At 71.9% G+C, this 10,732-nt stretch carries 15 protein-coding genes; 3 read left to right on the top strand and 12 right to left on the bottom strand.

What is annotated here, in order from left to right; all coding sequences use genetic code 11:
• The 11 genes from FHP29_RS05920 to FHP29_RS05870 form a co-directional block, all read right to left on the bottom strand.
• A partial coding sequence (locus tag FHP29_RS05920; protein WP_139621920.1) for a DUF222 domain-containing protein occupies positions 1-967 on the bottom strand: 967 nt, incomplete at its 3' end.
• Positions 968-1,087: 120 nt separating this feature from the next.
• Positions 1,088-1,297: a hypothetical protein gene (locus FHP29_RS05915; RefSeq protein ID WP_139621919.1), complete on the bottom strand. Its 210-nt coding sequence runs from the start codon at positions 1,295-1,297 to the stop codon at positions 1,088-1,090.
• 295 nt (positions 1,298-1,592) lie between these two features.
• A complete protein-coding gene (locus tag FHP29_RS05910) occupies positions 1,593-1,862 on the bottom strand; it encodes a DUF7218 family protein (protein ID WP_139621918.1) in 270 nt (89 codons plus the stop codon).
• 42 nt (positions 1,863-1,904) lie between these two features.
• A complete protein-coding gene (locus tag FHP29_RS05905) occupies positions 1,905-2,603 on the bottom strand; it encodes a hypothetical protein (protein ID WP_139621917.1) in 699 nt (232 codons plus the stop codon).
• The gene (locus FHP29_RS05900) at positions 2,603-3,835 is read right to left on the bottom strand and encodes an NRAMP family divalent metal transporter (protein WP_139621916.1); all 1,233 of its coding nucleotides are present in this window, start codon (positions 3,833-3,835) and stop codon (positions 2,603-2,605) included. The genes FHP29_RS05905 and FHP29_RS05900 overlap by 1 nt, the downstream gene beginning before the upstream one ends.
• Positions 3,832-4,269 (bottom strand): hypothetical protein, encoded by a 438-nt coding sequence (locus tag FHP29_RS05895; RefSeq protein WP_139621915.1) that lies wholly within the window; start codon positions 4,267-4,269, stop codon positions 3,832-3,834. Before FHP29_RS05895 ends, FHP29_RS05900 begins: the two co-directional genes overlap by 4 nt.
• A gap of 8 nt (positions 4,270-4,277) precedes the next feature.
• Positions 4,278-4,751: a DUF6328 family protein gene (locus tag FHP29_RS05890; protein ID WP_139621914.1), complete on the bottom strand. Its 474-nt coding sequence runs from the start codon at positions 4,749-4,751 to the stop codon at positions 4,278-4,280.
• Positions 4,748-4,960 carry a hypothetical protein gene (locus FHP29_RS05885; RefSeq protein WP_139621913.1) on the bottom strand — a complete coding sequence of 71 codons (213 nt, stop codon included), beginning with the start codon at positions 4,958-4,960 and terminating at the stop codon, positions 4,748-4,750. Before FHP29_RS05885 ends, FHP29_RS05890 begins: the two co-directional genes overlap by 4 nt.
• Positions 4,957-5,148 carry a hypothetical protein gene (locus FHP29_RS05880; RefSeq protein WP_139621912.1) on the bottom strand — a complete coding sequence of 64 codons (192 nt, stop codon included), beginning with the start codon at positions 5,146-5,148 and terminating at the stop codon, positions 4,957-4,959. Before FHP29_RS05880 ends, FHP29_RS05885 begins: the two co-directional genes overlap by 4 nt.
• A 25-nt stretch (positions 5,149-5,173) precedes the next feature.
• A complete protein-coding gene (locus FHP29_RS05875; protein WP_139621911.1) occupies positions 5,174-6,034 on the bottom strand; it encodes an SDR family oxidoreductase in 861 nt (286 codons plus the stop codon).
• 65 nt (positions 6,035-6,099) lie between these two features.
• A complete protein-coding gene (locus tag FHP29_RS05870; RefSeq protein ID WP_158296491.1) occupies positions 6,100-6,747 on the bottom strand; it encodes a PAS and ANTAR domain-containing protein in 648 nt (215 codons plus the stop codon).
• Between the two features lie 281 nt (positions 6,748-7,028).
• Between FHP29_RS05870 and FHP29_RS05865 the strand changes: the two genes are divergently transcribed.
• The 3 genes from FHP29_RS05865 to FHP29_RS05855 are packed head-to-tail and all read left to right on the top strand — an operon-like array spanning position 7,029 to position 9,503.
• Positions 7,029-8,117 carry an iron-containing redox enzyme family protein gene (locus FHP29_RS05865; RefSeq protein ID WP_139621909.1) on the top strand — a complete coding sequence of 363 codons (1,089 nt, stop codon included), beginning with the start codon at positions 7,029-7,031 and terminating at the stop codon, positions 8,115-8,117.
• Between the two features lie 7 nt (positions 8,118-8,124).
• Positions 8,125-8,325, top strand: a complete 201-nt coding sequence (locus tag FHP29_RS05860; protein WP_139621908.1) for a CDGSH iron-sulfur domain-containing protein — start codon at positions 8,125-8,127, stop codon at positions 8,323-8,325.
• Positions 8,322-9,503 carry an alcohol dehydrogenase catalytic domain-containing protein gene (locus FHP29_RS05855; RefSeq protein ID WP_139621907.1) on the top strand — a complete coding sequence of 394 codons (1,182 nt, stop codon included), beginning with the start codon at positions 8,322-8,324 and terminating at the stop codon, positions 9,501-9,503. The genes FHP29_RS05860 and FHP29_RS05855 overlap by 4 nt, the downstream gene beginning before the upstream one ends.
• Before the next feature lie 173 nt (positions 9,504-9,676).
• On the opposite strand, the gene FHP29_RS05850 is transcribed toward FHP29_RS05855, so the two are convergent.
• Positions 9,677-10,447 carry a sigma-70 family RNA polymerase sigma factor gene (locus FHP29_RS05850; protein WP_158296490.1) on the bottom strand — a complete coding sequence of 257 codons (771 nt, stop codon included), beginning with the start codon at positions 10,445-10,447 and terminating at the stop codon, positions 9,677-9,679.
• Positions 10,448-10,732 lie beyond the last annotated feature (285 nt).

The following is a 10,732-nucleotide window of genomic DNA, read 5'->3' as shown; positions in this document are numbered from 1 at the left end:
CGTGGTCGGCCAGGTCGATCACCGGGCGCACGATGATCGTGGTGTCCTTCGACCGCAGCCATTCCCTGATCTGCGCTGAGCTGATCGGGCAACGCCTCTCCTCCCACCGCCCGACCGGGTTCTGCCCGGTGAGGGTGGTGTCGGTGATGTGGACGTTCAACACCACCTTGCGACCGGACACCGTGGCGACGACCTCACCGGTGTCGGGGTCGGGGATCAACAGATCGAGCGCGAGATCGGCGCGGGCGAGCTCGGCGGCCGCCTTCGACCGCCGCACATCCAACGTCGAGTCGTCGCCGAGGCGTCCGAGGACCTCGGCACGGCGGGCGACGGCCTGGTCGAGGTCGTGCCCGTCGGCGGCATCCATGAGCGCGTCGAGGTGGACGAGTCCGTGCTCGTCGACGTCGCCGATGTCGAAGTGCCGCCGGTCGGCTGCCCGCTGTCGTTCGGCTTCGGCCGTCTCGGGGTCGAACCGCGAAACGGCTTCGGCCACGAGGCGTTCGAGTTGGGCCCAGCCGACGCCGGTGGCGTCGTACAGCTGCCGGTCCACGAACGCCGCCGCCTCGGCCGATAGGCCGTGGGTGAGGTCGGCGATGCGTTCGGCCCGCCACGGCGCCAGGCGTCCGGCGAGGACGGCGTCGTAGACGTGCGGCAGACGCCAGGCGCACTCGATGACCCGCCCGACATACGGCTTCCCACCGTCCGGGGTCCGGCCCAGGACCGCGACCAGTTCCATCAACGCGAACTCGCTGACCAGCGGTGCACCGTGCCCGGCGATCGGGATGCCGGTGTCGAGGTAGCCCTCGGTGATCGTGGCGGCACCTTCCGGTCCGGTCACGACGTGGTCGGAGGCCCAGGCGACGATGCCGGTCCATTCGCGGATCACGAGGGCTTCGCGGTCGCGGACCCCGGCACGCAGCTCGGACAGCAGCGTTGCTGTCGAACGGGGCCGGGTTCCGAGATCCATGACGGCATCGTCCCAAGGACGTACAACACAACCCCGACGCCGGACACCCGCCTGTGCACAGGGGAAACCCCGCCCCGCGCCGACGGTGATGCCCGGCACTTCAACCACCGGGCGGGATCGTCACCCGCAGCCGGTCACCGTCTGGCCCTCGGCGCACTCGGTGCATCTCCACCACTGGACCAGGACGCTCCCGTCGGGCGCGAGGGTCTGCGGGCCGAGGGCATGAGGGGTGCACGCGCCGCACGGCAGGCAGTGCAGCATCTGCACGGGCGGCAACGGTCGGGCGCGGACCTCGGGGGTGCTGTCGGCAGTCGGAGCGGACACGGTCATCGCCTGGTTCCTTGGAATTGGCGTGCGACCAGAGGGAGACACCGGGAACGGCGAGACGCGAGAATCCTGTGGTTGCTCTCGACGTTACGCCTGCGCGCAGCAACAAGCCAGCACCGCCGCCGCGGCCAACGGCGGGAACGCCGAGCGAGGCGGCGCAGGGAGCGACCGGAGCGGAGGAGCCGAGCCTTTCCGCGAGCCGACAGGCGAGCCGCCAGACCGACGCAAGCCCTACGGAAGCCGACTGCGCGCGCGGCAGCGCGGCGAGCGAAGCGACGACGCGCTCGCGCCATCCAACTCAGTGGTGGCGTAGGGCGTCGATCAGCTCGTCCTTCCTCATCGACGAGCGGCCCTCGATGTCGAGCTCACCGGCGCGCTTGCGCAGCTCGTCGACCGTCCAGTCCTCGTAGTCGCCGGCCTTGCCGCCGCGGCGGGCGACGGTGCTGGCGCCCTCGGCGGCCATCGCGTTGGAGATGCGGGCGGCCTTCTCCTTGCTGGCGCCGTCCTTGCGGATCTCCTCGTAGACGTCCGGGTTCTTGATGCCGGGACCGTGCTTCTTGGCGGGCATGTCTCCTCCTCCGTGGGTGCGGGCTCGGGTCCACTCCCGGTGTTACCCGCGCAACGGCTCGAGAGACGCCTCGGGGCCGATCCGCACCTCCCCCGCCTCGTGGTCAACGTCGACGCCGGGGCCGAGCTCGACGACGCGGGCGTGGCGGTGCAGCCACTGGATGACGGCGGCGACGACGGCCGGTCCGGGCTCGCTGCTGCGGTCGTAGCCGAACAGCGCCCCCGGGCGGCCGGGACCCACGAGCAGTGCGGTGACGCGGTGCTCCCCCGGCTGGCCGGGCGCGCCGACCAGGCGCAGGTCGAGGACCTTCGAGCGGCGCGGCAGCGCGTCGCAGCGCACCGGCGTCCCGAGCAGGGAGCCGACCCGGCAGCGGCGGGGGTCCTGCGCCCGTTCGTGGCTCATCCGGTGGAGCAGGCCGTACGCCGGTTCGGAGAGCCGGACCTCGCTGCTGACGTCGTCCACGATGTCGAAGCCCACCACGAGCGGCAGCGCCTGGTCGGCGGCCGCGGCCCGGACGAGGCGGTGGGCGCCGCTCAGCCTCGCACCGAGGTGCCGACCGAAGCGCGGCAGCAGGGCCGGCAGGCCCACGAGCAGAGCGGTCGGCACCAGCGACCCGTCGTCGTCGAGGAGGAGCTCGACGTCGTCGACCTTGCCGATCAGGCGGTCGTCGGATCCGATGATCTGCCGGTCGAGCAGGTGCAGCCCGACGTCGTACCCCTCGCGCTCCGCCAGCGAGCCCATCAGCCCTGTCCCATCGACGTGACGACCATGAGCGGGATCGCCGCGAGCGCCGCGACCGTGAGCACGACGAGGTAGAACACCCCGAGGGCGTTGGCCAGCCGTCCGTTGACGTGCTCACCGAGATAGTCGGGATCGTTGGCGACCACGAGGATCGGGAAGTAGGTCAACGGCAGCGCGACCGCGGAGAAGACCACCGAGATCTCGGTGACCATGATCGGGTCGACCCCGGTGAGCAGGACGCCGGCGGCGATCACGGTGGTGACCAGCAGGATGATGTGGAAGCCGGCCGCCTCCTTCGGGCGCACGAACTTGCCCCACGGGAAGCCGAAGTACTGCGCCAGGCTGTAGCCGGTCGACAGCCCCGTCTCGCACGCTGCTCCGAAGGTGGCGGCGAAGAAGCCGAGGACCACCACGGCCAGGCCGACCTTGCCGAGGGCGACCGCGACCGGAAGGCCGACCTGGCCGAGGGTCTCGACCGCGATCCCCTGGGGCAGGAAGAGGGTCGCGGCGCAGCCGGCGATCGCCACCGACAACAGGCCGCCCAGCGGGAAGCCGATGAAGACGTTGGCGCGCATCACGCCGAGGTCCTTGCTGGTCCACCGCTCCTCGACGCCGCCGCTGGAGAAGAAGAACACCTCGTAGGGCGTCATCGCGGCGCCGAAGAGAGCGACGCCGAAGAAGGCGTACGTCGCCCAGCTCTCCGCGCCCGGCTTCTCGGCCGGCGACAGCCCGGAGACGAGCTCCCCCCAGTCCGGTCCCAGCTGCCACAGCGCGACGGCGAACGCGATCAGGGCCAGCCCCATGAGACCCAGTACGTTCTCGATCGCGGAGAATTTCGCGCGCCACAGCACGATCCACACCGCGACCGCGACGAACGGGACGATGAGCAGGTGGTGCAGCGAGCTCACCAGCTGCAGCGCCAGCGCGACGCCGCCGATCTCGGCGATGAAGGTCAGCATCGTCACGAGCATCGAGCCGACGAGGTTGAGCAGGCCCATCCCGGGGCCGAGGCGCTCGCGGACCAGGTCGAAGGTGGCGCGATGGCTGACCGCCGCGATCCGCCCGGACATCTCGGCGAAGACGCAGATGCCGACGACGCCGAGCACGACCACCCACACCAGCGACATTCCCAGGCGCGCGCCGACCTGGGCGTTGGTGACCAGGTCACCGATGTCCACGAAGCCACCGATCGCCGTCAGGATGCCGAGCAGGACGGCGAAGTAGCGCTTCATCCCGCTGCCTTCTGCAGCTCGCCCGCCAATCGGTCGAGATCGTCGAGGAGGCTCCGGTCGTCGTACTCGCCGTCGACGGCGTGCGCGCGGGCCTCGCCGACGAGGCCGGCCGCCCGGTCGAGCAGGTCGAGCACGGCCGCGGCGTCGTCGGCGCGCCCGGGCGGGACCTGCACCCGCGCCAGGTCCTCCTCCGCCTTGGCCGCCGCCTCCTCGGCCTCGGCGACCAGCACGGTCGTGTACGGCGACCAGGTGCGCTCCTTCGCCGCCGAGGTCAGCGCGAGCCGGGCCGTGGCGACCTGGCTCCCCGCATCGGTGAGGGCCAGGGTGGCCTGGTCGTCCCAGGCAGCGGCGTCCGGCCGGGACACCACGCCGCATGCCCCGAGCAGTCCCGCCAGCAGCAGGAGGGCCGGGACCGCGACGACGGCCGGTCGCATCGAACGCCTCACCTCGCGCGGCCCCGCCAGGGGACCGCGGCCCACATCAAGGTGAACGCGAGCGCGACCGCCGCCGCGGCGATCAGGGCGGCCCTGGTTCCGAGGACCACGTCGAACACGAGCAGCACCACCGCCGCCGAGACCACGGCGAGACCGACCAGACCGACCAGCGCGCACCGGTGGGCCGCCGCGACGATCCACTCCCGCTCTCCCTGCCGGAACAGCAGCCGGTGGTAGCACACCGGGGAGACGATGACGAGCGTGGTCAGCACCGACGTCACGAGGATCGCGAGGTAGAGGTCCTGCTGGGCGTCGGTCAGCGTGGTGAACCGCTCGGTGAAGGGGACGGTCAGCAGGAAGCCGGTGAGGATCTGCACCCCGGTCTGCATCACGCGCAGCTCCTGGAGCAGCTCGCTGAGATTGCGCGTGATCTGCTGGGGTGGCCGGCCGGACCGGGTGCCCGCCGGCTGGCCGGTGCTCACAGCGGGTCCTGCAGCGGATATGCCTCCTCGGCGTCGAGGATCCCGCCCTCGTCGGCCGGCGGGTCCAAGGTCGCCTCCGGGTCGGGATCGTCGGGGTGATAGTCCTCGACGGTGGAGCGGTCCTTCTCCGGGATCGGCTTCTGCTCGGGGTCCACCGGCTCGTCGGGCTCCAGCGGGCGCTCGGGGCTCTCCGGCTCGGGAATCGTCATCGCTCCTCCAGGTGCTCGTGCTGATCCTGGTCGCCGGTCCGCGCGTCCGGACCGGTGGCTCCCTCCTGGACCTCGTCGTCGGTCGGGTGGCCGGCGACGGCGTCCGAGGGCGAGCGCATCCCCGCCTCGTCGAGGCCGCTGACCTCCGAGACCTGGCCCTGCTCGTCCTCGCGCGGTCGGTTGTCCATGGCCGTGCGGTACCCGGCCTCCGGGTCAGAACACCGGTTTGCCGCCGGTGACTCCGAGAACGGTCCCCGAGACGTACGACGCGTCGCCGGGCGAGGCGAGGAACACGAACGCCGGCGCCACCTCGGCCGGCTGGCCGGCTCGCCCGAGCGGGGTGTCGGCGCCGAAGCGCTCGACCTTCTCCGGCTCCTGGGTGGCCGGCTGCAGCGGCGTCCAGATCGGGCCCGGGGCGACGGCGTTGACCCGGATCCCGTCGGCGCCGAGGGAGGAGGCGAGGTTGACCGTGAGGTTGTTGATGGCGGCCTTCGTGGCGGCGTAGTCGAGCAGTGTCTCGGACGGCTCGAAGGCCTGGATGGAGGCGTTGTTGACGATGCAGCCGGGGCGCTTGCGCAGGTGGGGCGCCGCGGCGCGGACCAGCCACATCAGCGCGTAGAGGTTGGTCTTGAAGGTCCGGTCGATCCGCTCGTCGCTCAGGTCGTCGACGGCGTGGTCGCGCGCCATCTGGTAGCCGGCGTTGTTGACGAGCACGTCGAGGGCACCGAGCTCGTCGACGGTGCGCCGCACCGCCTCGTCGCACGCCTCGCTGGTCCTCAGGTCGAGCGCCATCGCCAGCACGCGGCGACCGGCGTCGGTGACCAGCGCGGAGGTCGCGTCCGCGTCCGGCTGCTCCTCGGGCAGGTAGGTGAAGGCGACGTCGGCGCCCTCGCGGGCGTAGGCGATCGCGACGGCGCGCCCGATGCCGGAGTCACCGCCGGTGATGAGCGCGACCTGCCCCTCGAGCCGGCCGTGTCCGACATAGCTCTGCTCGCCGTGGTCGGGCCGAGGAGTCATCTCCTCGGTGAGTCCCGGCGGGGTCTGCTGCTGGGCTGGAAAGGTCTTGTCGGTCATCTTCGACCGTTACCCGGGTGGACCGGGCGGAGTCGGGTACGGCGGGCGGGACGATGAGTCGAGGCTCAGCCGGCGCGGTTCCCCCGAGCCGTCCGGCTGGCGGTGAGGTCGTCGAGCAGCGCGTCCAGCAACCGGCGCAGTCCAGGGTGGCTGACATGCCCCTCCCGGGCCACCTGGATCAGTCTGTCGGCGACCTCCCGCACCTTCACGTTGCGGTTGCGTGACCACCACTTGAGCATCGCGAAGGCGGCGTCGGCGTCGAGCCCGTAGCCGAGCATGAGGATGCCCTTGGCCTGCTCGATGGTGTCGCGGGAGGCCGCGGACGCCGCCACGGCGGCGTCGGCCGCGGCCGTGGTCTCGGCCTCCAGCTCGGGGGTCAGGTCGACGTAGTAGCCGACGAGACGGTCGACCTTGCCGCTGGTCCGGTCGCCGTCGTACTGGCCCTCGCCGCACAGCACGACATTGCGGATCCGCTCCCCCACCACGATCCGGTAGTAGACGTTGAACGGCGCGCCGTCGCCGATCGCCTCCTGCAGCGTCTGCTCGACGAGCTCCCGGTCGTGCTCGTGCTTGTGCCGCATGACCAGCTCGGTGGTGGGCTCCACCTCGCCGGGCGCGTAGCCGTGGATGACGTACACGTCGTCGTCCCACTCCCAGCGCTCGTCGACGACGTGGAACACGAACCGACCCGTCTGCCGTGGTCCGTCGGGCACGGCCGGCACCTCCGCCGCGGCGTCGTCTCCCGCCCCACCTCGACCCATCTCCGGCCTCCTGCCGCTCCCGCCCGTGCTCCGTATGCGCGCAGACAGCACGGGTACCCCGCATCCACCGGAGGAGGTCGCCATGGGACAACGGACCGTCTGCGATGAGAACTATCCCGAACGTCGCACGATCCGCACAACGGGGGGGTCCTCTGCTCCCGATGCTCCTCGCTCGCCGCATCCTGCTGCGCCTGATCCTGGGCGACCTGTGGGAGGGAAGGACCAAGACCTAGATGTTGCTGCCCGAGCCCTGTGGACCACTGAGCGAGCACGTGGTCCACACGTTGCGCGCCCGGCCCCACGCCCCCCACGCCGTCCCCGAGCCGCGCGCGATGGGCGATGTCACCTATCCGTTGACCGACCGCGACTTCCAGCTGGCCCTGTGGGTCCTCTACGAGCTCCACTACCGCGGCTTCGACGACGTCGAGGACCCCGACGCCGAGTGGGACCCGCTGCTGATGGTCAGCCGGGCCGCGCTCGAGCGCACCTTCGAGCACGCCGTGCGCGAGCTCGTCCGCGAGGCCCCCGAGGACGCTCCGACGCTGACCGACCTGGGCGACACCCCGGCCGAGCAGGTCACCGCCGCACTGGTGCGGATGACGGCCCGCTCGGGTCCCTCCGGCGTCGCCCAGTTCCTGCACCGGCGCGCCACCCGCGAGGAGTTCTGCTCCTACCTGGCCGAGCGCGCGGTCTATCACCTGCGCGAGTCGGACCCGCAGAGCTTCGTGCTGCCGCGGATCGGCGGGGCGGCCAAGGTCGCCCTCGCCGAGCTGCAGTACGACGAGTACGGCGGCGGGCGCCCGGACCGCCTCCACCAGACGCTCTTCGCGCGGGCCCTCACCTCGCTCGACATGCCGACCGACCTGGCGCCGTACGTCGCCGCGGCGGAGGGCGCCACCCTGGCCTCGGTCAACCTGATGTCGCTGTTCGCCCTCAACCGGCGCCTGCGCGGCGCCGCGATGGGCCATCTCGCGGCCTTCGAGGCGACCAGCTCCCTGCCCTGCGAGCGGATCCTGCGCGGCGCCCGCCGGCTCGGGCTGCCCGCGGCCGTCGAGGACTACTACGACGAGCACGTGGAGGCCGACGCCGTGCACGAGCAGCTCGCCATCCGCGGCATCTGCGCCGCCCTGGTCGAGGACGAGCCCGCGCTGGCCGAGGACGTCGTCCTGGGCGCGACCGCCTGTCTCGCCGTGGACGGCCTCGCCGGCGAGGTGCTGCTCGACGGGTGGAACGCCCGGCGCCACCCCGCACATGACGCCGGACACGACGTCGGACATGACGCCGGACACGACGCCGGACGCCGTACGCCGGCGGCGGGGTGAGGCGCCCATGAGCACGCGCAGGGTCACGGTCACCGAGTGCCCGGGCGGTCCGCTGCTGATCCGCGGGGCCGACGAGGTCGTCGGCATCGACGGCACCGTCGCCCCGGTCGAGCGCGCCGTGGTGGCGCTGTGCCGGTGCGGCCGCTCGGACCGTCTCCCGTGGTGCGACGACAGCCACCGCGACCGCCGACGGAGGAAGAAGCCGTGAGGGCGGTGACCTGGCAGGGCAAGGGGCGGATGAGCGTCGAGGACGTGCCGGACCCGCGGGTCCGCGAGCCCGACGACATCGTCATCCGGGTGACCTCGACCGGCCTGTGCGGCTCCGACCTCCACCTCTACGACCCGCTGGCGCCGTTCATGGAGCCCGGCGACATCGTGGGGCACGAGCCGATCGGGATCGTGGAGGAGGCGGGGCCCGCGGTGACCTCGCTGCGGCGCGGCGACCGGGTCGTCGTGCCGTTCAACGTCAGCTGCGGCCGGTGCTGGATGTGCGCGCAGGGTCTGCACAGCCAGTGCGAGACGACGCAGAACATCGAGCAGGGCACCGGTGCGAGCCTCTTCGGCTACAGCAAGCTGTACGGGCAGGTGCCCGGCGCCCAGGCGGAGTACCTCCGGGTCCCCTTCGCCGACACCCTGCCGATCCGTGTCCCCGACGGCCCGCCCGACGACCGCTTCGTGTTCCTCTCCGACGTGCTCCCCACCGCGTGGCAGGCCGTCGAGTACGCCGCGCTGCGCCCCGAGGACACCCTCCTGGTCCTCGGCGCCGGGCCGGTCGGCGACATGTGCGCCCGGATCGCGCTGATGCGCGGGATCCGGGTCTTCGTCGTCGACCCGGTCACCGACCGGCTCGAGCGGGTGTCGGCGTACGGCGCCGAGGTGCTCGTCACCGAGACCGACGCCGACACGGTCACGACCGTCCTCGAGCTCACCCGCGGGCGCGGGGTCGACGCGGTGATCGACGCCGTCGGCATGGAGGCGCACGGGTCGCCGGTCGCCGAGTCGATGGCCAAGCTGGTACGGCTGCTCCCGAACCGGGTCGCCCAGCCGGTCATGCGCTCCGCCGGCGTGGACCGGCTCGCGGCGCTCCACCTGGCGATGCACGCCGTGCGCCGGGGCGGCACGGTCTCCGTCGTCGGGGTCTACGGCGGGCCGATGGACCCGATGCCGCTGATGGAGATGTTCGACAAGCAGATCCAGCTCCGCATGGGCCAGGCCAACGTGCGCCGCTGGAGCGACGACATCCTCGCCCTCCTCCTCGACCCGACCGACCATCTCGGGGTCGAGTCGTTCGCCACCCACCACCTCCCGCTGGAGGAGGCGCCGGCGGCGTACCGCGACTTCCGCGACAAGTGCGAGGGCATGGTCAAGGTGCTCTTCCGGCCCTAAGAGGTTCCGCCGAGCGTCATCCACGACAACGGTCCACCGCCTTGGTCCTTCTGAGCGTATCGAGGGGACCGATAGCGGTGGACCGTCGTCGTGACCGTCGCCGGCGGGCCGCCGCGGAGTTGCGGCGACCCGCCCGGTCACGGCGCCCCAGGCACCGGCCCGGGGCGTTCCCGTCAGGCTGCGCGCGGCTTCGGATCCACGCCGACGGCACGGCGGAGGTCGGTGAAGATGCGCTGCAGCAGGCGGGAGACCTGGACCTGTGTCACACCGAGCTCGTCGGCGATCTCCTGTTGGGTGCGCTGCTCGTAGAACCGCATCTGGAGGATGCGGCGGTCGCGTGCCTTGAGCTTGCGGCAGGCCGGGCCGAGCATGGCGATCGCCTCGCTGTGCTCGAACCCGGGCTCGATCTCCGGCAGCAGGTCGCCCAGCGGGCTCCCGGTGGCGGCGACGGGCTCGTCGAGCGACGCCGCGTGGACCAGGTCACCGCACGCGAGGGCCTCCTCGACCTCGGCGACCGGGCAGTCGAGCTCGTCGGCCAGCTCCTGCGGCGTCGGGGGGCGGCCGAGGTGCTGGGCCAGCTCCTCCTCGGCGGCCACGACCCGGGGTCGGATCTCCTGGATCCGGCGCGGCGGGCGCACCGCCCAGGCGGCCGAGCGGAAGTGGCGCTTGAGCTCGCCGAGGATGCTCGGCACCGCGAAGACCAGCAGGTCGTCGCCGCGCTCCGGGTCGAAGGACTGCACCGCGCGGGTCAGCGCGAGGCAGGCGACCTGCTCGAGCTCGTCCGCCGACTGACCGCGGTTGCGGTAGCGCGAGGCGAGCGTGCGGGCGACCGGGATGTTGAGCACGATGACCTCCTGGAGGAGGTCGTCCCGCTCCCCGGGGGGGCACTCCCTGGCCTTCGCCAGGAGCTCGGCGGTCCGGGCCTTGCGCTCGGCAGAGCTCACCTGCGGGACCGACGAAGCGTTGGAACGATGCGGAATGGTGGGGATCGATGCGATGGACACGAATACTCCCGATGATCGGAAGCGATGTGGCGGTGGGCTTGGCCACGATGTCTGCTGCGTCGCTACCCAACCTAGCGCGAACTCATACGGGTGACCACCCCGTCGAATCAGGTCGTCTAGTCAATTCGGACTAGGGACAACAGGACTACACTTCCCATAACGCAGGAGCCGTTCGGGAGGTTCTCCACATGTCGGGGCACACCAGGTGCCCGCAGTCCCTCCCGG

The organism is Nocardioides albidus, assembly GCF_006335005.1.
Taxonomy (GTDB): domain Bacteria; phylum Actinomycetota; class Actinomycetes; order Propionibacteriales; family Nocardioidaceae; genus Nocardioides; species Nocardioides albidus.
Note: the sequence above shows the minus strand (reverse complement) of the source record. Positions and strands in the feature narration are given on the sequence as shown.

Bases quoted from the DNA above. Each gene is read 5' to 3' on its own strand.
- FHP29_RS05915 (WP_139621919.1), bottom strand. From the start codon at position 1,297: ATGACCGTGTCCGCTCCGACTGCCGACAGCACCCCCGAGGTCCGCGCC.
- FHP29_RS05910 (WP_139621918.1), bottom strand. From the start codon at position 1,862: ATGCCCGCCAAGAAGCACGGTCCCGGCATCAAGAACCCGGACGTCTAC.
- FHP29_RS05905 (WP_139621917.1), bottom strand. From the start codon at position 2,603: ATGGGCTCGCTGGCGGAGCGCGAGGGGTACGACGTCGGGCTGCACCTG.
- FHP29_RS05900 (WP_139621916.1), bottom strand. From the start codon at position 3,835: ATGAAGCGCTACTTCGCCGTCCTGCTCGGCATCCTGACGGCGATCGGT.
- FHP29_RS05895 (WP_139621915.1), bottom strand. From the start codon at position 4,269: ATGCGACCGGCCGTCGTCGCGGTCCCGGCCCTCCTGCTGCTGGCGGGA.
- FHP29_RS05885 (WP_139621913.1), bottom strand. From the start codon at position 4,960: ATGACGATTCCCGAGCCGGAGAGCCCCGAGCGCCCGCTGGAGCCCGAC.
- FHP29_RS05880 (WP_139621912.1), bottom strand. From the start codon at position 5,148: ATGGACAACCGACCGCGCGAGGACGAGCAGGGCCAGGTCTCGGAGGTC.
- FHP29_RS05875 (WP_139621911.1), bottom strand. From the start codon at position 6,034: ATGACCGACAAGACCTTTCCAGCCCAGCAGCAGACCCCGCCGGGACTC.
- FHP29_RS05865 (WP_139621909.1), top strand. From the start codon at position 7,029: ATGTTGCTGCCCGAGCCCTGTGGACCACTGAGCGAGCACGTGGTCCAC.
- FHP29_RS05860 (WP_139621908.1), top strand. From the start codon at position 8,125: ATGAGCACGCGCAGGGTCACGGTCACCGAGTGCCCGGGCGGTCCGCTG.